Source organism: Cyanobium usitatum str. Tous, assembly GCF_003011885.1.
Taxonomy (GTDB): domain Bacteria; phylum Cyanobacteriota; class Cyanobacteriia; order PCC-6307; family Cyanobiaceae; genus Cyanobium_A; species Cyanobium_A usitatum.
Window position 1 is genome coordinate 1 of the sequence record NZ_PXXO01000015.1, and the last position, 26,990, is coordinate 26,990.

The 26,990-nt window shown below is 55.0% G+C and carries 27 protein-coding genes; 18 read left to right on the plus strand and 9 right to left on the minus strand.

The window, feature by feature from the left end; translation table 11 throughout:
• The first annotated feature begins 85 nt into the window (after positions 1 to 85).
• On the plus strand, positions 86 to 253 hold the full coding sequence (locus C7K55_RS13810) for a hypothetical protein (RefSeq protein WP_206603508.1): 168 nt from the start codon (positions 86 to 88) through the stop codon (positions 251 to 253).
• A gap of 862 nt (positions 254 to 1,115) precedes the next feature.
• On the opposite strand, the gene C7K55_RS11415 is transcribed toward C7K55_RS13810, so the two are convergent.
• Both C7K55_RS11415 and C7K55_RS13910 read right to left on the minus strand, forming a co-directional pair.
• Positions 1,116 to 1,631: a hypothetical protein gene (locus C7K55_RS11415; protein ID WP_106632857.1), complete on the minus strand. Its 516-nt coding sequence runs from the start codon at positions 1,629 to 1,631 to the stop codon at positions 1,116 to 1,118.
• Positions 1,628 to 1,789, minus strand: coding sequence for a hypothetical protein (locus C7K55_RS13910; protein ID WP_206603509.1), 162 nt, complete (start codon positions 1,787 to 1,789; stop codon positions 1,628 to 1,630). Before C7K55_RS13910 ends, C7K55_RS11415 begins: the two co-directional genes overlap by 4 nt.
• 759 nt (positions 1,790 to 2,548) lie before the next feature.
• Here C7K55_RS13910 and C7K55_RS13335 point away from each other — a divergent pair.
• The gene (locus C7K55_RS13335) at positions 2,549 to 3,151 is read left to right on the plus strand and encodes a hypothetical protein (protein WP_127432028.1); all 603 of its coding nucleotides are present in this window, start codon (positions 2,549 to 2,551) and stop codon (positions 3,149 to 3,151) included.
• A 14-nt stretch (positions 3,152 to 3,165) separates the two neighbouring features.
• On the opposite strand, the gene C7K55_RS11420 is transcribed toward C7K55_RS13335, so the two are convergent.
• Positions 3,166 to 4,593 carry a site-specific integrase gene (locus C7K55_RS11420; protein ID WP_106632858.1) on the minus strand — a complete coding sequence of 476 codons (1,428 nt, stop codon included), beginning with the start codon at positions 4,591 to 4,593 and terminating at the stop codon, positions 3,166 to 3,168.
• Positions 4,594 to 5,030: 437 nt separating this feature from the next.
• Between C7K55_RS11420 and C7K55_RS11425 the strand changes: the two genes are divergently transcribed.
• The 3 genes from C7K55_RS11425 to C7K55_RS13920 all read left to right on the plus strand — a co-directional run bounded on the left by C7K55_RS11425 (position 5,031) and on the right by C7K55_RS13920 (position 6,766).
• Complete coding sequence (locus C7K55_RS11425; protein WP_106632859.1) at positions 5,031 to 5,615, plus strand: recombinase family protein; 585 nt, start codon at positions 5,031 to 5,033, stop codon at positions 5,613 to 5,615.
• 4 nt (positions 5,616 to 5,619) lie between these two features.
• Entirely contained in the window at positions 5,620 to 5,793 is a 174-nt protein-coding gene (locus tag C7K55_RS13915) for a hypothetical protein (protein ID WP_206603510.1), read from the plus strand.
• Between the two features lie 463 nt (positions 5,794 to 6,256).
• The gene (locus C7K55_RS13920; RefSeq protein ID WP_206603511.1) at positions 6,257 to 6,766 is read left to right on the plus strand and encodes a hypothetical protein; all 510 of its coding nucleotides are present in this window, start codon (positions 6,257 to 6,259) and stop codon (positions 6,764 to 6,766) included.
• A 561-nt stretch (positions 6,767 to 7,327) separates the two neighbouring features.
• On the opposite strand, the gene C7K55_RS11440 is transcribed toward C7K55_RS13920, so the two are convergent.
• Positions 7,328 to 8,236: a hypothetical protein gene (locus tag C7K55_RS11440; protein ID WP_106632862.1), complete on the minus strand. Its 909-nt coding sequence runs from the start codon at positions 8,234 to 8,236 to the stop codon at positions 7,328 to 7,330.
• Between the two features lie 1,071 nt (positions 8,237 to 9,307).
• On the opposite strand from C7K55_RS11440, the gene C7K55_RS13925 reads away from it, so the two are divergent.
• Entirely contained in the window at positions 9,308 to 9,751 is a 444-nt protein-coding gene (locus C7K55_RS13925; RefSeq protein WP_153062463.1) for a hypothetical protein, read from the plus strand.
• 800 nt (positions 9,752 to 10,551) lie between these two features.
• Here the strand turns inward: C7K55_RS13925 and C7K55_RS13615 are convergent.
• Together C7K55_RS13615 and C7K55_RS11460 are read right to left on the minus strand one after the other, a co-directional pair.
• Entirely contained in the window at positions 10,552 to 12,189 is a 1,638-nt protein-coding gene (locus tag C7K55_RS13615; RefSeq protein ID WP_206603512.1) for a calcium-binding protein, read from the minus strand.
• Between the two features lie 238 nt (positions 12,190 to 12,427).
• Positions 12,428 to 13,960 carry a site-specific integrase gene (locus C7K55_RS11460; protein ID WP_106632865.1) on the minus strand — a complete coding sequence of 511 codons (1,533 nt, stop codon included), beginning with the start codon at positions 13,958 to 13,960 and terminating at the stop codon, positions 12,428 to 12,430.
• 415 nt (positions 13,961 to 14,375) lie between these two features.
• Between C7K55_RS11460 and C7K55_RS13815 the strand changes: the two genes are divergently transcribed.
• Complete coding sequence (locus C7K55_RS13815; protein WP_193486308.1) at positions 14,376 to 14,552, plus strand: hypothetical protein; 177 nt, start codon at positions 14,376 to 14,378, stop codon at positions 14,550 to 14,552.
• An 88-nt stretch (positions 14,553 to 14,640) separates the two neighbouring features.
• Here the strand turns inward: C7K55_RS13815 and C7K55_RS13820 are convergent, their stop codons facing one another.
• Positions 14,641 to 14,814, minus strand: coding sequence for a hypothetical protein (locus C7K55_RS13820; protein ID WP_193486311.1), 174 nt, complete (start codon positions 14,812 to 14,814; stop codon positions 14,641 to 14,643).
• Positions 14,815 to 14,870: 56 nt separating this feature from the next.
• Between C7K55_RS13820 and C7K55_RS11470 the strand changes: the two genes are divergently transcribed.
• The 3 genes from C7K55_RS11470 to C7K55_RS11480 are packed head-to-tail and all read left to right on the plus strand — an operon-like array spanning position 14,871 to position 17,277.
• Entirely contained in the window at positions 14,871 to 15,320 is a 450-nt protein-coding gene (locus C7K55_RS11470) for a hypothetical protein (RefSeq protein WP_106632867.1), read from the plus strand.
• Positions 15,317 to 15,613 (plus strand): hypothetical protein, encoded by a 297-nt coding sequence (locus C7K55_RS11475; protein WP_106632868.1) that lies wholly within the window; start codon positions 15,317 to 15,319, stop codon positions 15,611 to 15,613. The genes C7K55_RS11470 and C7K55_RS11475 overlap by 4 nt, the downstream gene beginning before the upstream one ends.
• A complete protein-coding gene (locus C7K55_RS11480; protein ID WP_106632904.1) occupies positions 15,613 to 17,277 on the plus strand; it encodes an ABC1 kinase family protein in 1,665 nt (554 codons plus the stop codon). The genes C7K55_RS11475 and C7K55_RS11480 overlap by 1 nt, the downstream gene beginning before the upstream one ends.
• A gap of 18 nt (positions 17,278 to 17,295) precedes the next feature.
• Here C7K55_RS11480 and eno read toward each other — a convergent pair whose 3' ends face one another.
• A complete protein-coding gene (gene eno / locus C7K55_RS11485; protein WP_106632869.1) occupies positions 17,296 to 18,591 on the minus strand; it encodes a phosphopyruvate hydratase in 1,296 nt (431 codons plus the stop codon).
• A gap of 141 nt (positions 18,592 to 18,732) precedes the next feature.
• On the opposite strand from eno, the gene gloA reads away from it, so the two are divergent.
• The 6 genes from gloA to rplA all read left to right on the plus strand — a co-directional run bounded on the left by gloA (position 18,733) and on the right by rplA (position 24,291).
• Positions 18,733 to 19,131: a lactoylglutathione lyase gene (gene gloA / locus C7K55_RS11490; RefSeq protein ID WP_106632905.1), complete on the plus strand. Its 399-nt coding sequence runs from the start codon at positions 18,733 to 18,735 to the stop codon at positions 19,129 to 19,131.
• Between the two features lie 4 nt (positions 19,132 to 19,135).
• Complete coding sequence (locus C7K55_RS11495) at positions 19,136 to 21,886, plus strand: ATP-dependent Clp protease ATP-binding subunit (protein WP_106632870.1); 2,751 nt, start codon at positions 19,136 to 19,138, stop codon at positions 21,884 to 21,886.
• A gap of 47 nt (positions 21,887 to 21,933) precedes the next feature.
• Positions 21,934 to 22,194, plus strand: coding sequence for a preprotein translocase subunit SecE (gene secE / locus C7K55_RS11500; RefSeq protein WP_161956167.1), 261 nt, complete (start codon positions 21,934 to 21,936; stop codon positions 22,192 to 22,194).
• A 200-nt stretch (positions 22,195 to 22,394) separates the two neighbouring features.
• Positions 22,395 to 22,961 (plus strand): transcription termination/antitermination protein NusG, encoded by a 567-nt coding sequence (nusG, locus tag C7K55_RS11505; RefSeq protein WP_396093237.1) that lies wholly within the window; start codon positions 22,395 to 22,397, stop codon positions 22,959 to 22,961.
• 104 nt (positions 22,962 to 23,065) lie between these two features.
• On the plus strand, positions 23,066 to 23,491 hold the full coding sequence (gene rplK, locus C7K55_RS11510; RefSeq protein WP_106632872.1) for a 50S ribosomal protein L11: 426 nt from the start codon (positions 23,066 to 23,068) through the stop codon (positions 23,489 to 23,491).
• 92 nt (positions 23,492 to 23,583) lie between these two features.
• Positions 23,584 to 24,291 carry a 50S ribosomal protein L1 gene (rplA, locus tag C7K55_RS11515; protein WP_106632873.1) on the plus strand — a complete coding sequence of 236 codons (708 nt, stop codon included), beginning with the start codon at positions 23,584 to 23,586 and terminating at the stop codon, positions 24,289 to 24,291.
• On the opposite strand, the gene C7K55_RS11520 is transcribed toward rplA, so the two are convergent.
• Positions 24,275 to 25,747: an ABC transporter permease subunit gene (locus tag C7K55_RS11520; protein WP_106632874.1), complete on the minus strand. Its 1,473-nt coding sequence runs from the start codon at positions 25,745 to 25,747 to the stop codon at positions 24,275 to 24,277. The genes rplA and C7K55_RS11520 overlap by 17 nt on opposite strands.
• 254 nt (positions 25,748 to 26,001) lie before the next feature.
• Between C7K55_RS11520 and rplJ the strand changes: the two genes are divergently transcribed.
• Together rplJ and rplL are read left to right on the plus strand one after the other, a co-directional pair.
• Positions 26,002 to 26,526 (plus strand): 50S ribosomal protein L10, encoded by a 525-nt coding sequence (rplJ, locus tag C7K55_RS11525; protein WP_106632875.1) that lies wholly within the window; start codon positions 26,002 to 26,004, stop codon positions 26,524 to 26,526.
• Positions 26,527 to 26,576: 50 nt separating this feature from the next.
• Positions 26,577 to 26,960: a 50S ribosomal protein L7/L12 gene (rplL, locus tag C7K55_RS11530; protein ID WP_106632876.1), complete on the plus strand. Its 384-nt coding sequence runs from the start codon at positions 26,577 to 26,579 to the stop codon at positions 26,958 to 26,960.
• Positions 26,961 to 26,990: the final 30 nt, after the last annotated feature.

The window sequence follows — 26,990 nt, forward strand, 5'->3', positions numbered from 1 at the left end:
AGTCAACTGATTGTCCTCATTGCTGATGGAGACATTCTCCATTGCTCAGTATCGGGTCTTGGGTTTGAGTTGTGGGGGTGAACCAATGACCATCAACATCGAATGGCAAGACCAGCACGGCAACTGGCACCACTACCAGAGCAAGCAGAACCAGGCGGATGCCTATCGGGTTGCTCAACGTCGCGTGGAATCAACAAAAAAGCGCCATCGCCTGGTGGATGACGATGGGCGCTTGATTGATTTGATTGATTAAGCAGCAGAACTGCTAAGGATTGCTGTGTAGATAAAACGCTTCAACGCTTTCTTTGCTTTAAATATCCACCGATGGTCGCTGGGAGTTGTTCCCATCGCAAAGGAATGATTGCCTGATGGGTATTTACCTTTGATTTTGAGGTGCCCACGATTGTTTATCGTAATCACCTCTCCATCAATGGTGTATGGGCGAAGGGTATCAACTACTTCCGAGAGAAATCCTTTGACTTCTTTCTTAATGTCTAGGCGTCGACTTTACTAAAACCAGCAAAATCGATGATGTCTACCTGAGTATCGTAACCAGATTGCTTGAGAAACTCAGAAGGATTCTCTACACTGGCGGGAAGGTGAATCACGCAATATTCAGAATGTTCTTCCCATTCGATGTATCCATCATCACCTAGGGCGACTGGAACGTGATAGGTAAGTTGATATTCCCACTTAATAAGATTGTTAGATGTAGTCATAGTGCCTCCGAGGCGTAGGTTTGTTAGCGCTCTAAAACTGAGCAGGTATAGGGATTTCTAGCGGTTTATCGCCGAACAAGACCACGAATCACCCTTTGCTTGGTTGCTGGCGTTCGTGGTTGCTTATGGAACTATTATAGAGCAAGTGCCCTGCCCTGTCAACCCCTTTTCCCAAACTTGTTGAGACCCAAGGCGCCGCAGTGGGTCTGACTGATGCCCCTAGATGAGCACTGGGGTCTTGGCGGTCTTGGTTCTGCTGGCGGTAAGACCCATTGTCCTGACTGCTTTTATGGCATCTCATCTCTATGCTTACCCTGTCAGGAGTTCACTTCACTACTCAAAACCCCTGACATACCTATGCTTTGAACCTCTTTGATACTCAAAACCTATTTTTTCTCAGTCAATATCGTGATAGTTGCCCTGTGGGTCTGTATATCCCCTGAACCTGCGACCTTTTGATGGGTTATAGCGTTTGGCGTAATCCACCCTGCCACTCTGCCCAGAAGTGTTGGTAAAGGTTTTGCCATCACGACTAACACCAAACTGCTTTTTGGGTGCTGCTGCTGACCCACCAGACCCACCACTGCTCTGGTTGCCTCGTTCTGACTTGAACTTCACCTCATCCCACTTCAACCCGTGACTTTTGCGTAGTTGATTTGCTCGCTCCTTTGCCGCTTCAAACCCCTGAATGCCTCTTGCCAGCACGGCGTTGGTGTCTGTGCGGAAGACATAAAAGGAATGCTCCTCCTCTAACTCCTCAGTTTCCTCAGCAGTTAAAAGCGCACTGGGGATTGGTGGCATCTCCTGTGCTTCTCCTTTTTTCCTACGGTTCTTTTTGATTACCAGCAGCACTCGCTTTGCTGCTTCCTGCTGCTGGAGGTATTCAACGATTTGCTGCTCAAGGAAGGTCACAACACACCCCCTGAGCGCCCTTTGGGTGTCTTGGCGTATTCCTCACGAATCTGACCAAGCAACAGGGTCTCAATGTCACGAAAGCGTCTGTTGACCTTTTGAACCTCAATCAGCATTGCCTCCTCAACGGGATGGAGGTGAACCCGAATGGTCTTCATCGCTCCAGCACACCAGTTGCTGCTGTCCTTGTGGTGAGTGACCCAAAGACTGCTTGATGTTTTTCACGTAATAGGGTTTTATATAATCCACTAATATCCATTTTGTATAGTTCCATTAAATCCTCCATTTGCTTGAGGAGTAATGGGTGTTCACGTTCTTTAAAACTGATTTGCTTTACTCTTGGGATTGAACGCATCTAGTTGCTGCCGATAGAATCTATATCTATTTATTAATGATTTAATCTTGCCTTGATTCATCTTGTTTCCTATGAACGCAACCTAAGATGAACTTCTGGATACTATTTAAAATGAGGTTTTAATCTTGATTCATAAAGGATTCTGGTGATATCCTGTATTCACTCATTGATAAATACTTGAGGATTCAATCAATGATTCTTTTGTTTTTCTTCTGGTGACTCTTGAAGTGAGTTTTGATGAGTTTTCTTTTGAGTTTCTTTTGGGTATGTTTTGAATCAAGTTTTGAATGAATACTCGTTTGATTTTGTTATGAGTTTCTTTTGGGTCTTTTTGAGTGGTCTTGAGGATTCAATCAATGAATCAACTCAAGACCACTTGATGAAAACACTACAAGGTTTATTATACAGGATTCTTTAGAGTTTGTCAAGTTCTTCTGGGTTTGCTTGGATAAAGGCATTGAACCCATTCTTTTGAAACCTCTACAAGGTTATTTATGCGTTTAATGATTTACAGATGAGTAAATCTATGGTATAATAGGCAAGACAGAATAGCAATACGCATATGACTCAATCCATCGAAGAAATATTCATTGATTACATAGCATCATCACTTCCCCTTTTCTCTCAGCAGCAAAGTGCTTTTCGTTTTCAGTGCCCCCATTGCCAGTCAACTGGGTGTGATGACAAGGGCAAGCAAATCGCCCCTTCTGAGGCAAGTGGATACTTTTATCGAAAGAATAATGCCTGGAATTTTGAGTGTAAGCGCCTGAATAGGTGTGGCAAAAGTCACTCTTTGGAAAAGTTCCTTGAGATCTTCTATCCCCTACTTCATTTTGAATATGTGCGCCTGCGTGACCAGTTGGGAACAACAGGTTTTCAGACCAACTGCCCCTCACTTGAAACCCTGCTGAAGAAGCAAGGGATGTTTAGTTTTGATCCGCTGGTCTTTGGATCACCGAGGCAGCACCAGCAACCGCAGCACATCCCACAGGCGCCTGTTGCTCGCCTAACACCAGCACCTTCTCCTGTTGCTCCAAGAGTCACCAAGTTGCCGCCGATGCGCACACCTCAGCAGCAGGCGGGTCACCAGTCACGCCTCAACCATCTGGTGAAGCAGCGTCACCAGTGGAAGCGTAGGGAGGCAGGTGATTCTTGGTTGAGTTGATCTAGGTGAAATGATCAGACCTTTTGTTCTATGGGTCTGATCTGTAACCACTCCAAGTCGCCTGTTGCCGCTTTGAGGGTATTCCTGCCTTTGGCGAGCGTTGGTGTGCTCAGTTCTGCTCTGTAGTGGAAGTAGTGGTCTTCGATGTATTTGATTGAGGTGTCGCACTGGGCGGCAAGCATTGTCACGGGTGTTTCATTCAACGTGAGTTGAAAAGTGATGTAGGTATGTCTGAACGAATACCAAGTCAGATTTTTGCCGCTATGAATATCTACTTTTCTGGCATTGTTGTTGTCGTCTTCTGCCCAGGATGCCAGACCTGCTTCGACAAGCATTTCACATAAACTGTCTTTCCAGATCCGTTCGCTGAATGCCTGACCAGTTTTTTGATTCGTAAACAAGAGATCCGCTCGACCCTTGAAGTTCGTCAACTTCCTCAGTTCTTCAAGGTGTCTGGCGACGGGTGCGTTGATGGTGTAGCGGCGACCTGTTTTCGTGTTTTCGGCAGGCACGTCTATCAAGATCCAGGTTTTTTGATCTGTATTGCTGAGCGTGTTGTTTTTGCGGATGTGACCCCACTCCACTTTCCTCAGCGATCCGATCCGTATGCCTGACTCCATTGAGATCCGCATTGCCAGATAGAGCATCTTGCGGTGAATCTTCTGATTTTTTGCCCGTTGACTGTTGCCGAGCACTTCTTTGAGAATGTTTTTGCCCGATGCGCTCTTGTCGATCTCGCCCTCGTCGTTCCAGCGGGTTCGCCCTTCAGACCAGTAGAGGCGGGCGCTGCGCTCAAGTTCCTTCCACTCATCAACGGTTAGGTCGTCACGCCTGTGCTTTTTGTCTTTCGAGAGTTTGACCGATTTCAGAGTTGGCACTGAATCCTTGTTCAGATATCCCTCTTGAACGGCAATCTCCTCAAACATCCGTCTGAAGGTGCTGACTTCAGCGTTGATGGTGGTTTGCCTTGGGGTCTCCTTGCCTTCCTGGTGTGCTGCTTCTTTGCGCCAGGTCTCGTAGTTGGCAAAGAAGTTCCTGGGCATCTTGTGGATGGGGCGCAGGTTCTGCCCTGCGTATTTCAGAAACCAGCGGGCGTGGTGCTCCATCAGCAGGTATCGCTTGGCGCTGATGCCGTTGTGGGGGATGCTGCTGATCCTTTTTTTCTGCTTCGCCAGGAAGCGATCTGCCATCTCTTCGATGGTCAGGGTTCGGATCTGCTCGCCCCGCTCGCTCTTGGTTTTGAACTCGATGTATTTCGCCAGACCCTTGCGCTCCGCCTCCAGCAGGTCGTTGGGGGCGATCCGACCCAGCGAGTGGCGATGCCTCGACTGCCGCTCCTGGTCATAGAAATAGAGATACCAGCGCCCCCCTCGATCCCCGTCTTGGAAGACGTAGCAGTGGGGGTCGTGGGCGATGGGGCGCTTGTTGAGCACCTTGGTCATTGGGGTGTCTCCTGCCCCTTACAAGGCGCAAAATCCCGCCGTTTGCTTACGGAACGCTTACAGCGGTCACGGTGTGGCAAGGGATTTCGGTAACGCTTACGCTATGCTTACGGTAACTCACGAACCCCGAAACTCAAGTGTGGCAAGGGTTTTCGAGTTACGTCGGCACTAACGCCGACTATACAACTTAGCTCCAAAACCATTGGTATGACTGAGTTTTAGAGGGTTGCCTGACCTTAGTGTCAAAGAAGTGTCAACGCATACGTGTGTAGGACAGGGTTTTTGGCACCTCATTTGGTTTGGGTGTATCCGTGATCGTCTGTTCAGAAACCCAAGGGTTGCGCTGACACGCCCAAAACCCGGATGGGGACTGGAGAATGCGTGCCAAAAAGGGGGTATGGGTCATAAGTTCTGGAACCCACTGAGATTCCGAACAAATGTCCCAATCCATCGGGTACGCGAGGTGTTCCACCACTCATCAGGACACCAACGCTCAGGTGACTGAACTGCGCTCTGCAGGGTGCCAGGAGGTGTTTGCCGAGAAGGTGTCCTCCCGTGCGCCCTTGGAGAAACGCCCCCAGTTGCGTCGGTGCCTGGAGACCCTTCTAGAGGGGGATGAACTTGTGGTGTCCAAACTCGATCGCCTGGGTCGATCCCAGGTGGAGGTGATCAACCGCCTCAGTGACCTTCAGACCAAGGGGATCTACGTCAGGACGCTCGATGGACTGATCAATACCAAGGGACTGGGGAAACTCGCGCCACTGGTCATTGGACTGCTTACGGGTCTTGCCGAGGTGGAACGGTCACTTATCCAGGAACGCTCAAGAGAATCAGTTGAACACCGTCGCCGCACAGGTGGAAATCTTGGTGGTCGCCCAAAGACTGCAGAGAAAAAGGAACGTCTGGTGATGCGACTGCGTGAGGAAGGTGAGTCCTACAGGTCGATTCGTGATCAGACGGGTTTGTCGCTTGCCACTGTGCAAAGGATCATCAAGGATTACGCCACTCCTATCGCGACCTGATCAAATGCCCAAAATCCATATTCAGTATCAAGACCAAGTGGGTGCCTGGAAACATTACACAACAAAACACCATCAAGGTGATGCATATCGTACTGCTGCTAACCGTGCCAAATCAACAGGAAAACGCCATCGCCTTGTAGATGAGGATGGGAAACTGCTTGATCTCGTGGAACCATAAGATTTCAACACCCTCTAGGTCTTCTCCAGAATCTGAACACAGAAATGCATCGATAAAAACGTTTCAGAAAAGATGCTTGTGTTCGCGATCTAAGATGACGTGCTGTCGCCAAATGCTTGTCAAAAGATCAATCTGCCTATATAATTTCTAGACAGACCTTAAAGAGTCAAGACCAGAGGGTGTTGATTCTGAGTAATGCAATATTCAGTTGATTTGGATTTCTATGGGGATTCATCAAGGGAGAAGATGTAAGAACTCATAAGGTCTCAAAATCCTCAAACCCATTGCTACAACAGTATTTATGACACAAACAAGAATAGGTTCCGAACGAAGTGAGGAACATTCCCGAGAGAAACGAGGGAATGAGTTACCACCAACTTCAGAACCGCATCACTCCTCCAGAACCTCCTTCGACCGAGAACTCCAGAAAATCAAGTCCAAAACCAACTCCTTTGGGAAGGTGATGGAGAAAGTGATCCTGAACCAATGGGAAACCAATTTCCGACCCCACTGGTTCATCACCATTGAATGGAACGACCTCCCGACCTCCTATGCACAAGTAGAAGGACACACCAAACACCTCAGGAATGTCTTCTTGACCCAACTGATGGGGTGTCGATCACCCAGAGACCTTCCAGATCCCCCTGGACGACCATCTGCGATCTTCTTTCACGAACGGAAACCCGCGATCTGTAGAAGTCGTCAGATCCTTCCCTTCCATACCCACCTGCATCTAGAGAAACTTCCTTCTCCATTGAACGAACAGTGGTATCTAGATGTCCTCTTGAGAAGTCAAGTTGCACCACGAGTCCAGAAACTCCTCAAGACCAACACTGAAGAGAATAAGGGAATTGTGATCAAACGATGGAACAAGAAACATCACGGTTCCTACAACCTCAAGGACTACTACAAATACCATCAGGATTCTGATCTGGTATTGGACTACAGGAATTCTGATTTGAAATTCACCTAAATAGTCAGTAGTGAATCTCTACAGAACATATGCCTGCGATATCAGAACCAACCAATATCAACCTCTACTTCGGTCACCGTAATCAGGTGACCCTAGAGAAGTTTGATCACCTCTCTGACCACTTAAGGAGATCCAGAACGGGAACTCTTGACTTTTTGATCACTCATTATGAGTGGTTTGAGAAACATAAAAAGGAGATGATCGGATGACCACCGCCAAGTCCATCTCCATTCCTGCGGTCATTTATGCGATGTTGCAGGAACTCTCCGATAGGAACCGCAAGAAACCAGATCAATACCTACACGAACTCATCAAGAGGGAATATGACAAGAAACGATAAACCATCTTTTATTCGACTGTCGCCGCAACAGGTAAGTAAACTTGAGGTGATGAAACATTCAATAGAAGAACCAGTCACACGCAAGGAAATCATTGATGGAATGATCGACAGTGGTTATGTGGTTGCACTCAAAACCTTATATGACGCAGGACTGCTCTCCAAAAAGACTTATGAGGATGGTCTGAGACAAGTGCCTGACTACTATCTCGGGTAAATCTGAGTCAGTATTTCATCCATTTATTCAGTGCTTCCGTTGCCTTCCCCGCAAGGTTCTCATGAGTATCTGCAACTTCCTTGAGTCTTCTTCTGTAGTTGAATCGTTGCCCTTTGTTGGTAGTTCTTAGATATTCCAGTGCGACTTTATGAATGTAGTCTGTTCCATGATTCTCCCAGAACTTCTCGCGATTTCCACTCACTCGATTGAGGAACCCAGTAAACGAACTCATGGGTGCAAGAACCAGATCATCCAGTGAGTTCAACGAAAACAGGTTTTTGAGATCCTGTTCCCCTTCCTTCCAAGTGCTCTGCAGATCCTTGGTCAGGACACTCACCAACTCTTGAGAACGATCCTGCGATCTCTGTTGACGCACCTCAACCATCGATTGGTCTTCTTCGTACTGAGTGCGGAACCCATACCGAGACATCAATCCCTCCAGATCCCCCTTGAACCTTTCCAGAACCTCCTCTGAGAGGTCTGGAGGTGCAATGACCTGCACCAGTATCTTGAAGTCCTCTGGAATGACCTCCTGACCCCCATGGAACCTCATGTGACGGATCCATCGGTTCAGGGATCCTTGAGAAACCTTGGGGTGAATGTGACCGTCCCGAACCCCTGACTCCAGTTCCTCATCGGTCAGACAGTGGATGAGGTGAATCGTTGTGTAAAGGGGTGGGAGTTTCTTCTTGACCCCCTCCAGACGGTCATCCAGACCGATCTGCAGGAGTTTTGACCAGACCTTCTCTGAGAAGGGGGATTCTTCCCGCAGATCCTTGAAATCCTTTGGGTTCAGGGTCTCCTTTGTAGTCCTGATGACCCTGCAGACACGGAGAATATCGTCCACTGATCCATTGATCGACCCCTGTGCGAGGTCGCTCTGGAACTCGGTTTTGGACTTGGAGGGGTTGGACATACCAGTCACTGTCGCATGAGACGACTATCTCCGTGCAGATGATGTCATGGCAAAAGGACGGTTCGCGAACTGGCATAGATGACGTTTTGCTGCGGAGAAAGTCATGTACGCTAAGTAGGCGACCAGGAAACGGGTCGAACGGAGGTCTTCTGAACCTCGCATCAACTGACCCCCTGTAAACGCAAATTCAATATCTGAGTCACACCAGACAGTGATTACCCCCGAGTGGGATGTCTGAATAGATGTCCTTTACTTCTATTTTCTCACTATGAACTACAACGATCCCGACCGTAACAAGAAGATCATTATCACTTGTTGTAAGTCCCTTCAGAACCATATCGTTCAGAGTCTCAATGACTCTGACGAGAGTTCCCACTATGAGGAGATGATGTCATCATTCAAGATGTTGCATCCTGAACTGAGTGGATGGGTTCTGCAGGCCACACTTGAACAATGGAAAAAAGATTCTGAGGAATATTCCTTGGATTTGGTTTGATTTTCTGGACGACCTCAGACCGTCTATAAACCCAAGGATCGAAGGAAGTGATTATCACATCCTAACTGAGTCTAGATCCATATTCACCTTACCCTTTTCTTATTATGACTAACTTCAAGAAAATTGAATACGCATCCGTTGACATCACGAAACCCGTCCTGACCGTTATTGATGGAGAGATTGTGTTTGATGATCATACGGAAGAACATATCCTGGAGAACTTCCTTGTCCCAGGGACTATTGAGACGGAGAAACAGTTGAATCATTATCTGAGTCAACTCCTTTATGACTCGGACTGCGACACTGCGTCTATTCGCAATGTATATGTCCACGAGTGGAATGAGGTCTAATCCCAATGTTACTTCCCAGGAAACTGGTGAGAGATACGGTTAAATCTCTCCGACAGTGGTCTGATGATGGAGTGATCTCTTTTCATCGGAACAAACACCATAAGTTGTCAGGAAAGTTCCAGGGGAAGAAATGGGTCTTTGTTTTCCCGTGTTCCCCCCAACCTCATTACTCCCATAAACTTCACCACATTAAACTTACCAAATTCATTCACCAACTCAAACAAAATGACCAACATGCATACCATTGACCAATCTCACAAAGGACTCATGAAAAACACGACCGCGATCATGACAAAGAACACAAAGACACTAACTGAAGATCAAACGGGAACTCGACAGTCGATTGCATCCTACAAAGGAAATCTTGACTACTACTATATGGTGGATTATCACGTGAAGGTAGATTCATTTATTAAGTGGGTTCGTTCACCCTTTAAGACTCTTGAGGAAGTTACGAAAATTGCAAATTCCATTCATAATCGCAAGGGAATTAGTAATTTTCGTATTCTACCCGAAAAATGGTTAAGTCAACTTCGGGACAATGCCTGGAATGATGAAACTAACTCATATTCTAAGGATGACATTACCAACCGTGTCTGGGTGTTCGGTTCGTTTTATGAGGAACTTGCGGAACATATCACAGGTGAGAAGTCTCTTATGAGGAAGTAATTTTATGAAATACACCATTGATATCCCACTGATTTCTCGTGTGCAACTTACCACCTCTGGATCATAAGGGATTCCCGATGGAGGAGTAATTCACCTGTTTGAGAACAGATTAGTGGATGACCCTTCCCGACTTTTCTCAACTGCAAAACTCCTCCCTGTTGAGGACTGCATGATTAGAGATAGTCTTCTTCGTGCGTCCTTGCGTGAAGAGTATGCGTGATTGATCAGGATGGTACATGCGTCTATAGATTTGGTAACTACACTCAAGACTACGATGCATGAAGAGAGGGGTTCACCACCCCTCCTTTTTTGTACCTACTCTCACCCCCACAACTCAAGACCTAATCCTGCCAATGCTGCCGCTCTACGAAGACATGAGGACGCTACGAATTCTGCCGTAGGTTCACAGGATTTTGACTCCAGGGGTTCTGATACGACTCTGCGCTCTCCTCCACTCAAGGTCTCTTGATTTTATTTGACAAGAATATTTTTGTTTTGCAGTTGCGTGAGTTGAGTCTTGATCTCTTATCTTATTCAATTTAACTACACGACCCCGATGCTGGTGATGACTGGTTTTTGATTACGCATTATTTGTGGTTTTTAAAATATAAAAAAGGTGATCAATCGATCGCCTCCATTCATGATGCTGTGCGCCTACGCGCATTAATGCGACAATCTAGAAACGCAAGGTAAAATAACCTAAGAAAGAATCTTGCATTTCTGCCAATTGACCAAATAAATTCACGGTAACTACTATTTATTTCTTCATGGAAATAGTATTAAATCTTTGCTGCTAAACTTTAGGAAAAAACGGAAGTGTCTGTGATTACAATGTCCAATAAGTGAAAACCGGTGTCAAATATTTTTCCGCTTGCTCCGCCTGATGTTATTTCAATCTGCCATTCACCGCTTCTAAGACTAAATTCACTTGGTATGGGTAGTTCTTTCCCTTCGGACAAATACACTAGTGCTGTATCACTAATGATTGCCCTGCCAAACTCTCTGTCGCCAGAGTCAAAAATCGTGTTTTGATTCAAGTCCTGATAAAGAATAAAACTATCTTCGCCCTTGATCTCCTCTGCGGGGGTGTATCGACCATTTCTGAGTCTGTCGCTGTTAAGTCTGCCAAATGGATCAGTATCGTCGCCTTCCTCAAAGGGGTTGTCTATCTTGCCTTCGTGTGTCCATGTGCCTGTAATCGTGTCGAGATATGTAAACTGAGAAGTGTTTCCAAGGTTCAGACTCATGTCAGAACCAACCTGAATCAATGCAATGAACTCATCTCGACTGTCCCATCCTGTCGTTGATGCTCTAGTCCCAACTCCATCATTCCGATAGAGACCGACTCCACTGAATCCAGAAACTGAATCATTAGAACGAAGGATGTAGTCAGTTGCACGTCCCTTCAGTTCAATTTTATCTCCAGAAGTAAAGTCTGTGATATGTGCGTAATCACTTCTTCCTGATGTTGCTGTTAATCCATCGGAATAGAATACACTTGATGCGTTGCCAAGAACAAAGAAATCATTCTCTGTTCCACCTGTGAGGACATCAATGGATCCCCGACCAAGAGTTGTGTCATTGAGTGCGATACCAGTCAATGTATCTGCACCTGCGCCACCATTGATGTTGTCGTTTCCATTCCCTCCGATGAGTCGGTCATTACCACCACCGCCGTTTAGAGAATCATTTCCGTTGCCCCCATCGATCAAATTTGCCTCAGAGTTACCCGTCAGGACATTATTGAGACCGTTACCGGTTCCGTTGATCACCCCTGAACCGGTGAGGGTCAGATTTTCAACGTTGGCACCAAGGGTATAGGTGATAGATGACTGAACGGTGTCGGTTCCTGCAGATGCTGCCTCTTCTACAAGGTCACCTAAGTTATCAATGATGTAGGTGTCATTGCCCAGACCACCCCGCATGTTGTCTGCACCTGTTCCACCGTCGAGGGTGTCATCTCCACCTCTCGTAATTATCCTGTCGTTACCTGCATGTGCACGAATGAAGTTGCCATATTCGTTGTCAGACAAATCAAATACGTCATTTCCTCTTAACACGCTTATCCATAATCTTGCATTATCTACTGGGTCGACATTGCTGAAAGCGTTGTAAAATGCAACTGCATCAAGAACAATATTGGATGCATTGACTTCTGGAATCCATGATCCTGTGCCATCCAGTTTTTCGTTTCTAAATGTACGAATACTCGTTATAATGCCACTTGACATTACTGGATAGTTGTTGGTGAAATTTACTGTCAAGTTTCTGCCAGTAAGTTCTCGCTTGTTGGGATTTGGTGGTGATGTGACGTTTATTTCTTGACCTACAAGGGTACCCCCGTTAAATTGCCAAGTATTACCTTCTTCTTCCCACAGGACGAAATCAACTTCCTCCTCGAAAAATTTATAGTTGTATTGACCAGTAATGTTTGCCACTATTTTAATTTAATATTCTTGTAGACTATAGTGTTCTGCGCGCCTCTTTAGGACTATTCCTGTATATAAGGATCCCTTATTCAATCCTTCCCTTCTGCCGCCTTAAGACCCTTCCTCCCAGTCGCCAGTGCCCTCGTCGCCCTCTTCGCGTCGTCGTGGAAGTAGTGCCGCTGGATGTACTCGATTGAGGTGTCGCCAAGGGGTTCTGCTATGGAGGGTACTCTTCGATCAGGATTTCTCATCCTTCCACATAGGGATCCCGCATCCAGTCCTTGCCCACCGCTGCCTTGAGACCCTTCCTGCCCGTTGAGAGTGCTTCTGTTGCCCTCTTTGCGACGTAGTGGAAGTAGTGCCCTTGGATGTACTCGATAGAGGTGTCGCAGTTGTTGCAGACGGTTGCGATGGGGACACCTCTTTCCAGTGCGAAGGTAATCCAGGTGTGACGGAACGAGTACCAGGTTAGGGTTTTGCCTGATGAAACCTCCACTTTGCGTTGGTTGATTGAGTTTGGATCTGCCCAGGTCGCCAATCCTGCTTCTACTAACATCTCAAGAAGTCCATCTCTCCAAATCCTGTCGCTGAATTCTTTCCCAGTTGTCTGATTTCGGAAGAGAAGATCGGTTTTGGTCTTTGGTTTACTGATTTTCTTGAGACGTTCAAGGTGTGATGCAATCGGTGCGCTCAGTTCGTACCAACGCCCTGTCTTGGTATTTTCCGCTGGAACTTCAACGATGCACCAAATTTTTCTGTCTTCTCCACTCAGTGTCTTGTTCTCGCTGATATGGGACCACCGTATCTTTCTCAGTGAACCGATCCGAATTCCTGATTCCATTGAGATCCGCATTGCCAAATACAACATTTGACGATGTGTGAGTTGATTTTTTGCTCGTTCCGACTGCCTCGTGCCTTTCCCTTTATTTACCCCATAGAGATTGTTTCTTGTGATCGGTCTATCGCTGCTTTCTCCCTTATTCGGTCCTCTTGTGATCTTTTGATATCCCATTGGATTTCCATCCTCGTCATATCTGCTTTTGCCTTCAATCCAGTAGAGACGTGCTGCCTTCTCCATCTGAACCCACTCTTCAACTGAGAATGCGGATCTTCTGTAAGACTGGTCTTTCGGTGCTTTTGCATAAGGGACTTCAGGTAACTGATCTCTAGTTACAAACCCCTTTGCCAATGCGACTTCTCGCCACATTCTCTTGATCGTTGAGAATTCGCCATTGAGGGTCGTTGGTCTTGGTAACTTGTGCCCTTGTTTGTCCAGTTCGTTGGTTTGTTCTTCTCGCCAGTACTGATATCCATCTAGAAATCCCCTGCGGACCAGGTGGACCTTTTTCTTAGGACCACCGCGACCGTCACTGCAGTAGTTGAGGAAATGCCTGCACTGGTTGCGGATCAGTCTGTGCCTTGCCGCTGTGATCCCTTCATGAGGTCGGTTGCTGATCCGTTTTGCTTCTCGCTCCAAAAACCGATCCACCATGTCTCCGATGGTCAGGACGTTGACCACCTCGCCACGATCTGTCCTGGTTCTGAGTTCTATGTACCGCTCCTGTGCCAGACCGAGTGCCTCGTCCTCGCCCAACGGTGAGGGGTTAGGGAACCCGCCATTGGGTCGCTTCAGGACGAACCGGTGTTTCTGGTCGGTTTCCCTGTTCAGGAAGTGCAGGTGCCATTTTCCGCCCTTCTGGGGGTCTCTATAGATGTACGCGTTGTTCCGTTTGCCGCCCTGCAGGTCAACCCGATCCAGTACCCGTCCGAACCTCGCCATAGAGGGGTTTTGGTGTCAAAAAGGTCACAGACCCACCGTTGGGACTGGGTTTTGACCACCAAGTGTCAAAGAAGTGTCAAGACTCTAGACTGTCAGAACCCAGTCCCTGACAGGATTTTTGCTCTACGCATAGATCAACGCCGATTACACGACCTAATTATCTGAAGGCAAACCAATCGATTCTTTGGCTTTTTGCGCATTCGGTGCTCTGTAGCAACTCAAGGCCTTTTATTCCCCCATCCTGCTGATACCAGGGGTCTTGGCAGAGAGCCGTGAAAGCCCGCCGCGCTTCCTCCAGGGATTGGAAATCACCGACCTTCACGACCCCCCAGCCATCGTGGGTGTTGATGCTGAAGCCCATCGCCGTTGGAATTCCTACAGTGATTAAAGGTCTTGGTCGAGGAGAGCAGCAGCGATGAGCAACCCCGTTTGGATGCTTGTGCCCTGGGCGGTTTTTGCGATCGCGGCAGGGATCAAGTTTTGGCGCCTGACCAGCCTGTTCCGCAGGCACCTAACCGGCGCCCCGTCCAGCACCGAGCAGTTCAGGAGCTCCCTTGAGCGGGCCTGGGCGAAGGACCAGCAGGCTGCCTGACAGGGCCACGCCTTTGCCGTTACAAATTGTGATATATTTGGGTTTGGTCATCGAGCGGTCCTGGACGGATCCGCTTTTTTATTGGCTTTTATTTGTTGATCGCTCTCCAAATCCACCAAATAACCAGCCCCAGCAGCGCCCATGGCAGCAGCGCTCTAAATACAACCGCCACCAGCAACACCACCAGCAACGACACCGCGGTGCGCTTTGTCAAAGCCTTCGCCTCGTCGCTCATGAAGCGCCAGCGGGGAATCAGGGCCATCTGTTCTTAGGCGGGGACTCCCCCAAGCAAAGCCCCTCCCCCTAGATTTGGCACCTATGGCTCAAGTGGCTTCGGTTTCAGCAGCAACGCCATCCCAGCCACGCCCCCGCTGGCAGGTGCCATTGCTGGTGGGCTTTTGCTTTGGCCTCGGTTATGGCGTCACCCAGCGGCTGCTTGCCCTGCAGCTGCCCTCCCTGGTGCGCCTTGGTCAGGGCTTTGAGGTGCGGCCCTTCCCGGGCACCTCGCTGGAGAGCCTGCGGCTGCGGTTTGGTGCTGAAAACCAGGACATCCGCGGTGACGCCGATCTTTTGCAGTTAGAGCAGCAACCCGACACAGCGGCTCCCGCCGCCAGCGAAGCTAAGCCGCCCCAGGAGTTGCCCTCGCCCGCGGCTGAACCGGAAGCCCAGGCTGTCCCCGCTGACGCGCCAAGCCTGGATGCCCCGCCGCCTCCAGATTTGCCTGGCGCTGATCTGCCACAGTCCACACCTGCTGCCAGGCCCCAATGAGTGCGCCGCAATCGCTTGTCCAAGCTGCCTTGCAGCGCTTGGGGGCTCGCTTAGGCAGCGGCCTCGTTGATGCGGCAGCCAATCTGGCTCTGCTGGCCCAGGACGCTCCGGAGCGGCTGCGTCAGGAGTTTCAGCTTTTCTGGGACGAAGTGGAAGCAGAAGCTGCCCGGATCGAGAGGGACGATGAGCCGGAGGTAGCCATCACGGCACCGTCTGTGGATATCCAGGATCAAATCGATGCCCTGCGCGCCCGGGTGGCGGCCATGGCTCGCCGACTGGACCAGGATTCGTGATCCTGCTTAGGCCGCTGCGCATCTGGTGGTTGGCCCTGGCCCTGCTGCTCGGTCTGTGGTGGGACGGCCAGGCCTGGAGCTATGTCGGTGGTGTCACCCCAGAGCGGCAGCGGAGCCGTCAGCGGCGCCGGGCCCGCTGGCTCACCCAGGCGTTCCTGGGGCTTGGCTCGGCCTTTATCAAGCTGGGCCAATTGCTTTCGGCCCGTCCCGACGTGCTGCCCGCTGAACTGGTGGAGGAGCTAGCCACCCTGCAGGACCGGGTTCCCGCCTTCCCCTTTGCCGTGGTGCAAGACCTGCTGGAGCAGGAGTTGGGTGGGCGCTGCGCCGAGATAATTGACCTGGAGAGCGAGCCGCTGGGTTCGGCCAGCCTGGCCCAAGTGCACCGCGCCAGCCTGCGCAGCGGCCGTCAGGTGGTGTTCAAGGTGCAGCGCCCTGGCTTGGAGCGCACCTTCCGGCTCGACCTTGAGGTGATGCAACAAGTTGCGGCGGCGGTGCAGCGCCATCCCCGCTGGGGCCGCGGCCGCGACTGGATCGGCATTGCCCAGGAGTGCCGGCGGGTTTTGCTCAGAGAGCTCGACTTCCGGCTGGAGGCCGAGCACGCGGCCCGCTTCCGCCAGCAGTTTCTAGACGATCCCGGCATCCGCATTCCAGCCGTGGTGTGGGAATTGAGTACCCGCCGGGTGCTTTGCCTCGACTATGTGCCCGGCATCAAGATCACCGATCGCCAGGCCCTGATCGAGGCTGGAATCGTGCCCGCCGCCGTAGCGGAAAAGGGCGCCGCCAGCTACCTGCAGCAGCTGGTGCGGTTTGGCTTTTTCCACGCCGATCCCCACCCCGGCAACCTGGCCGTTGCCGCCGATGGGGCCCTCATTTACTACGACTTCGGCATGATGGGGCAGCTCTCCAGCCGCCTGCGGGGCCGCCTGGGCAGCATGGTGCGTGCCGCAGCTGGCCGAGACGCAGCTGGTTTGGTCAAGGAGCTGCAGCTGGCTGGTGTGATTGCACCTGGCGTTGATCCTGGCCCGGTGCGGCGCCTGGTGCGGGTGATGCTGGAAGAGGCGCTGACGCCCCCCTTCTCCGCCAATGTGCTTGAGCGCCTGTCGGGCGACTTATATGACCTGGTTTACGGACAGCCCTTCAGGTTGCCCCCAGAGCTGATCTTTGTGATGCGGGCCCTCTCCACCTTTGAGGGGGTCGGCCGCAGCCTCGATAGCGGCTTTAGTTTGGTGGCGATTGCCCGCCCCTACCTACTTCCCCTAATGACTTCAAGCGGTGGCAGTGGTTCTGGCGTTGGCGGTAGTGCAAACGACCTCTTCAACGAAATCTCGCGCCAGGCGGCAGAGGTGGGCAGCCGCGCCTTGGGTATTCCCAAACGATTAGACGACAGCCTGGCGCGCATCGAGCAGGGCGACCTGCAGGTGCAGATTCGCGCCGGCGAAACTGATCGCCTGCTCCGGCGCTTGGCCCTGGCCCAGCAGGCTGCGGGTCAGTCGATGCTGCTAGCTGGTTTGGCAGTTGCAGCGGCCCTGCTGGCGGTCAGTGCTCGGCCCGCCTTAGTAATCATTCCCCTGCTGGCCAGCCTGCCTGTGGGGCTCAGCTGGGTCAAGCTGCAGGGCCGGCTTAAGCGCGATGGCCGGATTGATCAATTGCCCACTTCTCGCTGAGCAAAGAGGGGGTTGAGCTCAGGCCTTGCCCCGGGGTCCCCGGTCTTCAGCGCCGGCGTAGATGGCCTGGCTGCCGAGCTCGTCTTCGATGCGTAGCAGCTGGTTGTATTTAGCCACCCGATCGGAGCGACTGAGCGATCCGGTTTTGATCTGGCCGGCGCGGGTGGCTACGGCGAGGTCGGCGATGGTGGTGTCTTCGGTTTCGCCGGAGCGGTGGCTGATGACACTGGTGTAGCCAGCCCGGCCGGCCAGATCGATCGCCTGCAGGGTTTCGGTGAGCGAGCCGATCTGATTCACTTTGATCAGAATTGAATTGGCTACACCCAGGTCGATGCCCCGCTGTAGCCGGGCGGTGTTGGTCACAAACAGGTCGTCGCCCACCAGCTGCACCGTTTTGCCAAGGCGCTCGGTAAGCAAGGCCCAACCATCCCAGTCGTCTTCGGCGATGCCGTCTTCAATTGAAACGATCGGGAAACGGCTTGCCAGCTTGGCCAATTGATCGACCATCTCGGCGCTGCTGTAGCTGCCGCCGCCGAAGTTGTAGCGGCCATCTTTGAAAAACTCGGTGCTGGCCACATCCAGAGCGAGGGAGATCTGGTCGCCGGGGCGATAGCCGGCCTTCTCGATTGCTTGCACCAGCAGTTCGCCGGCTGCGTCATTGCTGGCTAGGTCGGGAGCGAAGCCGCCCTCATCGCCAACGGCGGTTGAGAGGCCCTGGCTGCTCAGCAAACCCTTGAGGGTGTGGAACACCTCCGCGCCCATGCGCAGGGCTTCGCGGAAGCTGCTGGCGCCATGGGGCACCAACATGAATTCCTGAAAATCCATGTTGTTGGAGGCGTGGGCGCCGCCGTTGATCACATTCATCAGCGGCACCGGCAACAGGTTGGCCAGCGGGCCGCCTAGGTAGCGGTAGAGGGGCAGGCCGACGCCGTTGGCGGCTGCCCGGGCGGTGGCCAGGCTCACGGCCAACACGGCGTTGGCACCGAGGCTGGACTTGTTGTCACTGCCGTCGAGTTCGGCCATGGCACCGTCCACGGCGCTTTGGTCGAGGGCGCTGAGGCCACAAAGGGCCGGGGCGATTCGCTCTTCGATGTTGTTGACGGCTTGGGTGACGCCCTTGCCGAAGTAACGGCTGCCGCCATCGCGCAGCTCATGGGCCTCATGGGCACCGGTGCTAGCGCCACTCGGCACAATCGCCCGGCCGCTGGCGCCTCCCTCCAGCAGCACCTCGGCCTCCACCGTGGGTGTGCCGCGGGAATCCAACACCTCCCGTGCCACCACGGTGTCAATAACAAGGTCGAGGGAATCGATCACGTTGAAGTGCCATTGGCGCTCTCTGTCGAGATCCTATGGGTCACCCCCACCCATCCATTTGTGCTGATGGGTACCGCCCTTGGGGTTGCTCGCCACAATGGAATTTGTTATGCCCAGGTTGCTGCCTGGCCTGATCCGCTGATGCGCATGCTGCACACCATGCTCCGGGTTGGCGATCTGGAGCGCTCCCTCACCTTTTATACGGAGGTGTTGGGGATGCGGATGCTGCGCCGCAAGGACTATCCCTCAGGCCGTTTCACCCTCGCCTTTGTGGGTTACGGCGAGGAGCGGGACACCACCGTGCTGGAGCTAACTCACAACTGGGACACCAGTCATTACGACCTTGGTGCGGGCTATGGCCACATCGCCCTAGGAGTGGAGGACATCCAGTCGGTTTGCGATGCAATCCGGGCTAAGGGCGGCAAGGTGGTGCGTGAACCCGGTCCGATGAAGCACGGCAACACGGTGATCGCCTTTGTGGAAGATCCTGATGGCTACAAGGTGGAACTAATCCAGCTCTCCTCCCCGGCTGACCGCTAAGCCCATGCCCCCAAGCCTCACCAGCGAACCAGATCGCTTCAGCGAAGACGCCTGGGAGTTGCTCTTGGCCTCCCAGGACACGGCTCGCCGTTGGCGCCATGGCGCCATGGATGTGGAGCACCTGCTGCAGACCCTGCTGCTGGAGAGACGTTTCGGGCGCTGGCTGGATCCCCTGCCGCTTGAGCCCGATCGCCTGCTCGATCAGCTCGAGAGTTTCTGCGTCGACCAACCCGGCAGCGCCGGCGGTGACCTGTACATCGGCGATGCCCTTGAGGATCTGCTCGAGGATGGGGACCGCTGCCGGGCCGCCTGGGGGGACTCTCTTTTAGACGTATCCCACCTGCTGGTCGCTTTGGTGCGCGATCCCCGGATCGGGGCGTCGTTGCTGGCGGCTGAGGGGCTCAGCGAAGACTTGCTGCAACGCCAGTTTCGGCCTGGCTCCCCTGCCAGCCCAGCCCCACCGGCTCCTGCTCCCCAGCAGGCGCCAGCTCCCCCCCCCGATGCCTGGATCGACGCGGGCCCGTCTCCGCTTGCGCCGGTAGCTGCCGCCCCACTGGCCGCCTCACAGGCTGCCTCACAGGCTGCCACCCCACTGGAGCAGGAGCCGCCCGAGCCCAGCGCCCTGGAGCGCTACGGCCGGGATCTCACCGCGGCGGCCCGGGCCGGCGAACTCGACCCGGTGATCGGCCGCGACCTGGAGATGCGACGCCTGATTCAGGTGCTCTCACGCCGCAGCAAGAACAACCCGGTGCTGATTGGGGAGCCTGGCGTCGGCAAGACCGCCGTGGCTGAGCTGCTGGCCCAGCGCATCGTGGCCGGCGAAGTGCCCGACTCGCTCCAGGGTCTGCGGCTGGTGGCATTGGATTTGGGCGCCTTGATCGCAGGGGCCAAGTTTCGCGGCCAGTTTGAGGAGCGCCTGCGGGCCGTGCTTAAGGAGGTGCACGACGCCGATGCCGTTCCTGGGGCAGCCGGGGTAGTGCTGTTTATCGACGAGCTGCACACGGTGGTAAGCGGCGATCGCTCCAATGCCGACGCTGGCAGCGTGCTCAAGCCAGCCCTGGCCCAGGGCTACCTGCGCTGCATCGGCGCCACCACCGCCGAGGACTACCGCCGCAGCATCGAGAAGGATCCGGGCCTGGAGCGCCGCTTCCAGCAAGTGTTGATCAAGGAGCCAGGCCTCGACACCAGTGTGGAAATTCTGCGGGGCCTCAAGGAGCGCTACGAGTTGCACCACGGTGTGGCCATTACCGACCAGGCTTTGGTGGCGGCAACCCGCTTGGCCGACCGCTACATCACCGATCGTTGCCTGCCCGATTCGGCCATTGATCTGGTGGATGAGGCCGCCGCCCAGTTGCGCATGGAGGTCACCTCCAAGCCCCAGCTGGTGGAAGCTGCCGAGGCGGAGCTGCGCCGGGTGGAGTTGGCCCTGCTCTCAGCTGAGGCGGCGCCCCTGGAGGAGCGGCTGCAGTTGCAGGAGCAGCGCCGCCGGGCCACCGAGACCCTGCAGGCACTGCAGCAGCGCTGGCAGGCGGAGCGGGAGCGGCTGGCGGAGCTGCGGGAGCTGTTGCAGCAAGACGAAGACCTGCGCCACGCCATCACCGAGGCCGAGCGGGAGGGTGACTATGAGGAAGCAGCCCGGTTGCAGCACGACCAGCTCAATGGCTTGCAGCAGCGCCGCGAAACCCTTGAGGCCGAACTGAAGGGGGAGACGATCCTGCGCGAACAGGTGGAGGAGGGCGACATCGCCGATGTGGTGGCCCGCTGGACCGGCATTCCGGTGCAGCGCCTGCTGGCGGGGGAGCGCCAGAAATTGCTGGAGCTGGAGCAACTCCTGGGCGAGCGGGTGGTTGGCCAGCTCGAGGCGGTGGCGGCGGTGGCCGCGGCGATCCGCCGCGCTCGGGCCGGTATGCAGTCGCCAACGCGGCCGGTGGGTTCGTTTTTATTTCTGGGCCCCACCGGCGTGGGCAAAACCGAGCTCGCTAAGGCTCTGGCGGCGGCGCTTTTCGACGAGGACGACGCCCTGGTGCGCCTCGACATGAGCGAATTCATGGAGCGCAACGCCGTTGCCCGGCTGGTGGGAGCACCCCCTGGCTATGTGGGCTACGAGGAGGGCGGCCAGCTCACCGAGGCGGTGCGGCGCCGGCCCTACGCGGTGCTGTTGCTTGATGAGGTGGAGAAGGCCCACCCGGAGGTGTTCAATTTGCTGCTGCAGGTGCTCGACGACGGCCGCCTCACCGATTCCCAGGGCCGCACCGTGGACTTCCGCCACACGGTGGTGATCATGACCAGCAACCTGGCCAGCCGCGCCATCCTCGACAGTGCGAAGGCGGCACGGGAGGCGGGCGTGGAGCCTGACCAGCAGGCCTGGCTCGATCAGCAGACCTGGCTCGACCAGCAAATAGACCAGGCATTAGCCAGTCAGTTTCGGCCGGAATTCCTTAACCGCATTGACGAGGTGATCCGCTTCCGCCCTCTTGGTCCAGCCGATCTGCAGCGCATCGTGCGCCTGCAACTGGCCGAGCTGGCCCGGCTGCTGGCTGAGCAGCACCTGGAGCTGGAGGTGCCGGAGCCGGTGGTTCAGGCCCTGGCTGAGCAGGGTTACGAGCCCGAATACGGCGCCCGGCCCCTGCGGCGGGTGCTGCGGCGCCAGCTGGAAAATCCCCTGGCCACCGAGCTGCTGGCGGAGCGCTTCAGTGGCGCACGGGGCGTGCGTGTTGAGCCGGGCAATCCCTTGACCTTTGTGCCCCTCGGCTAGGGTGTTCGTTTGCCGGTACGCGCGGACGCCCCCGTGCGCGAGCGCCAGTGGACCCAACCCCCCAAACTCCCGACTCCAAAGAGGCAGAACCCAGCCCCGATGCGTCCATCTCGCCTGCCGCAGCCTCGGCGGTGCCTGATGGCTTTGCTGCCGCCACCCTGGCGGAACTCCGCAAAGTCGTTTGGCCCAGCCGTCAGCAGCTGTTCAGCGAATCGGTGGCCGTGATCTTGATGGTGAGTCTCTCGGCGGCAGCGATCGCCGCCATCGATCGTTTTTATGGCTGGGGGGCCAATCAGGTGTTCCGTTGAGCCGATCCGTAGTCGATCCCCCGTCCGTTGATCCCGTTTCTTTCCTGAGCCCCGTGTCCGAGTCCCTGACCGACAGCCAAATCGAAGCCACTGAGCTTGCGGCCGAAGCCACTGAGCTTGCGGCCGAAGAGCTTGAGCTTGCGGCCGAAGAGCTCGAGCTGGTGCCCCAAGTGCTGGAAGCGCCGGCGCCGGTTGAGAAGATGCAGGTGGCCCGCTGGTATGCGGTGCAGGTGGCCTCTAGCTGCGAGAAGAAGGTGAAGGCCACGCTCGAGCAGCGGGCCGTCACTTTGGGCGTCGACAACCGGATCCTTGAGATCGAGATCCCCCAGACCCCGGGGATGAAACTGAAGAAGGATGGCTCGCGTCAGAGCACGGAGGAAAAGGTTTTCCCCGGCTACGTGCTGGTGCGAATGGTGCTCGACGAAGACACCATGATGGCCGTGCGCAGCACCCCCAACGTGATCAACTTCGTGGGGGCAGAGGAGCGGCGCGCAACGGCCAAGGCCCGCGGCCACATCAAGCCCCGGCCGCTCAGTCGCACGGAAGTTGATCGCATCTTTAAGCGAGCCGCAGAAAAGAAGGCAGTCGTCAAGGTGGATTTAGCCGAAGGCGATCAGATCCTGGTCACGGCTGGTCCTTTCAAGGATTTCCAGGGCGAGGTGATCGAGGTTTCCGGCGAGCGCAACAAGCTCAAGGCCCTGCTCTCGATCTTTGGCCGGGAAACCCCGGTGGAGCTCGAGTTTTCCCAGATCAGCAAGCAGAGCTAGGTTTCGGCCCCGCTCAGCGGCCGTCTCCCTGCGGAGGGCGGCCGTTTCAGTTCACATCCCCGGCGATGGGGGTGATCCGCAGATTCGCCCCGTAGCCTTAGACGATGGCCAAGAAAGTCGTTGCCGTTATCAAGCTGGCCCTCCAGGCCGGCAAAGCCAACCCCGCGCCGCCGGTGGGCCCTGCCCTCGGTCAGCACGGCGTCAACATCATGGCGTTCTGCAAGGAGTACAACGCTCGGACGCAGGAGAAGGCTGGATATGTGATCCCGGTTGAAATTTCGGTCTTTGAAGACCGCAGCTTCACCTTCATCACCAAGACCCCTCCCGCTTCCGTGCTGATCTCCAAAGCAGCCGGTATCGAGAAGGGTGCCGCCACCTCTGCCAAGGGTTCGGTGGGTGCCATCAGCCGCGCCCAGCTCGAGGAGATCGCCAAAACCAAGCTGCCCGACCTCAACTGCACCAGCGTTGAATCGGCCATGCGCATCATCGAAGGCACCGCCCGCAACATGGGCGTCGCCGTTAACGATTAATTCCACCCCTTATCCGGGGGAGATCCAGGCAGCCTTGACCAGTTCATCTGCTCAACAGCCACGCCCTGAATCGCCCGTACCCCATCCCCACCATGCCGAAAATCTCCAAGCGCTTCTTAGCGCTCAGCGCCAAGGTCGAAGACCGCAGCTACAGCCCCCTCGAGGCCATTGAGCTGGTTCAGACCAACGCCAACGCCAAGTTTGACGAAACCCTGGAGGCCCACGTGCGCCTCGGGATCGATCCCAAGTACACCGACCAGCAGCTGCGCACCACCGTGGCCCTGCCCCACGGCACCGGCCAGGCGATCCGCATTGCCGTGATCGCCCGCGGTGAAGCCGTGGCCGCCGCTAAGGCTGCCGGCGCCGACCTCGCTGGTGACGACGATCTGGTGGATCAGATCGCCAAAGGCGAGATGAACTTCGACCTGCTGATCGCCACCCCGGACATGATGCCCAAGGTGGCCAAGCTGGGCCGGGTGCTCGGTCCCCGCGGCCTGATGCCCAACCCCAAGGCAGGCACCGTCACCACCGATCTGGCTGGCGCCATCAACGAGTTCAAGGCCGGCAAACTTGAGTTCCGCGCCGACCGCAGTGGCATCGTGCACGTGCGCTTTGGCAAGGCCAGCTTCACTCCAGCCAACTTGCTCGAGAACCTCAAGGCCCTGCAGGAGACCATCGATCGCAATAAGCCCAGCGGTGCCAAAGGCCGCTATTGGAGGAGCCTCTATGTGACCTCCACCATGGGCCCCTCGGTGGAAGTTGACTTCTCGGCCCTGCAGGACCTCAAGCAGGAAGGCTGAGTCGCCGCTCCAGCTGCTTGAACAGCAGCGAGGCCGTGGTGGTCATCATTAGGTAAACCAAGGCCACCGCTAGGTAAACCTCAAACGCCCGGTAGCTGGTGGCCACCACCAGCTGCCCTTGGCGGAAAAGTTCGTCGAAGCCGATCACCGCCGCCAGGCTGGTGTCCTTAATCAGCGTGATGAACTCATTGGCTAAGGAGGGCAGCACCCGCTGCAGGGCCTGGGGCAAGATCACTAGCTGCAGCGCCGTTAGGGGCTTGAGCCCCAGGGCTCTTGAAGCTTCCCATTGGCCACGGTCAATGGAATTAATTCCTGCTCGTATGGTTTCTGCCAGGTAGGCAGCGCCGTTTAGCCCTAGGGCGAGCACTGCGGCAGCGAAGCGATCTAGTTGCAGCTCTAGTCCCATTTGGCGGGCTAGGGCAGGCACGCCGAAGTAGATCACGAACAGCTGCACCAAAATTGGCGTGCCGCGAAAGAAGTCGACGTAGATGCGGCAGCAGCGCTGCATCATTGTGTTGGCCCCCAGCAGTCCCGCAGCTACCAGGCCGGCTCCGATCAGGCCTAGGCCGAAGGAGCAGAGGGTTAGCGCCAGGGTCACGCCCGCACCGCGGATCAAATTGCGCAGCAACTGCACCCCGTCAAGTCCGGCGCTATCGCTGCGGCTATCGAGAGCAGGGGCTCGCTGGGGCAGAGCTGGCGGGCTCTGCCCAAACCAACGCTCATAGATACGGGCGTAGCTGCCATCGGCCAGTACCTGGCCCAGCCCCTTGTTTACTGCTTCGCGCAGGTCAGAGCCCTTGGGGAAGGCGATGCCGTAGAAGTCGCTAGTGAGGGGCTTGCCGGCGATCTCGATGCCATCGAGGCCAGCGGTTTCGATCGCATACAAGGTGGCAGGCAGGTCATTTACGTAGGCCTCCACGTGGCCGTTCAGAAGCTCCTGCAGGGCAAGAGGACCTGAATCAAAGGTGCTGAGCTTGGCTCCGGGCACGGCTGCCATGGCCTTTGCACCGGTGGAACCGATCTGAACGGCGATCGTTCGTCCTTCTAGATCTTTGAGGTTGGCGATGCCCCGGGTGCCTCGCCGCACAACTATGCCCAAGCCAGCCGCAAAATAGGGGCGCGAAAAGTCGACGGTTTCGGCCCGCTCTGCGGTGATCGTCATGGCGCTGATCGCCAGGTCGAGGTTGCCCGCTTGCAGGGCAGGTATCAGGCCATCGAAGGGCAGAGCTGTGAGCTTGAGCGGATGGCCAGTGCGCTTGGCGATCGCTTCGATCAGTTCGATATCGAAGCCCCGCAGCTCGCCGCTGGCCCCATCGGTCATGCCGAAGGGGGCGTAGGTGGGATCGGTGCCTACGGTCCAGGTGGGGGTCGCTCCAGCTGGAATCGCCAGGCCGACCACCAAGGCCATCACCAAGCTGAGCAGCAGCTTGGCGCTGCGGCGGCGAGAGGCAGGCATGGCTGAGCTCAGGTATGGGCAGTGTGTAGTGTGGTCCACTGGCTTTGTCCAGAAGGGCACGCGCCCTACCCCAGACAGCAGGTGGATTTCGGTCCATAAGTCCTGCCGAGGTGATCGCGACAGGTTTGGCACCAAGAAGGATTCGTCCGGAAGGGTTGTGGAGCGTGCAGCGGCCTCGAGTTGACCTTCCCCTTGGGAAAAGTCAGCGTCCCGGGCTGCGTTCCCGGCTTGTTCCCCTGATCCGTTCCTTTCCTATGGGCCGCACGCTGGAGAGCAAGCAACAGATCGTCGATGAGCTCAAGGGGCTCCTCGGCGAGGCCGAAATGGCGCTTGTCCTTGATTTCAAGGGCTTGTCCATCAAGGAGATGTCTGATCTGCGGATTCGTCTGCAGGCCAGCAAGGGGGTGTGCAAGGTGACCAAAAACACCTTGATGCGCCGAGCCATTGATGGAAATACCGCCTGGGCGAATCTCGATTCTCTGCTCACCGGCTCCAACGCTTTCGTCCTTGTTAAGGGCGATGTGGGTGGTGCGGTGAAGGCCGTGCAGTCCTTCCAGAAGGACACGAAGAAGTCTGAGGTGAAGGGTGGCCTTTTCGAAGGCAAACTCCTCTCCGAAAAAGACATCAAGGCCATCGGAGATCTGCCCTCCAAGGAGGTGCTCATGGCCCAGATCGCAGGTGCGATCAACGCCGTGGCTACCAAGTTGGCCGTGGGTATCAACGAGGTTCCGTCCGGTCTTGCCCGGGCGCTCAAACAGCACGCCGAAGGCGAAAGCTGAGCTCCCCCGATCCGACTGTTCACAAACAGATCTGTTGCTGATTCTCAACCATGTCCGCTACAACCGACCAAATTCTCGAGTCACTGAAGACTCTTTCCCTGCTTGAAGCTTCCGAGCTCGTCAAGCAGATTGAAGAGGCTTTTGGTGTATCCGCCGCCGCTTCCGCGGGCGTCATGATGGCCGCAGCTCCCGCTGCTGCCGCTGAAGCCGTCGAGGAGCAGACCGAATTCGACGTCATGCTCGATAGCTTTGACGCCACTGCCAAGATCAAGGTCCTCAAGGCCGTCCGCGAAGTCACCGGCCTCGGCCTGGGCGAAGCCAAGGCCCTGGTGGAAAGCGCTCCTTGCGCCATCAAGGAAGGCATCGCCAAAGGCGAAGCCGAATCCATCAAAAAAGCTGTGGAAGAAGTCGGCGGCAAGGTTTCGATCAAGTGATCGCTGGGGCCCTGCGGGGCCTTATCACCT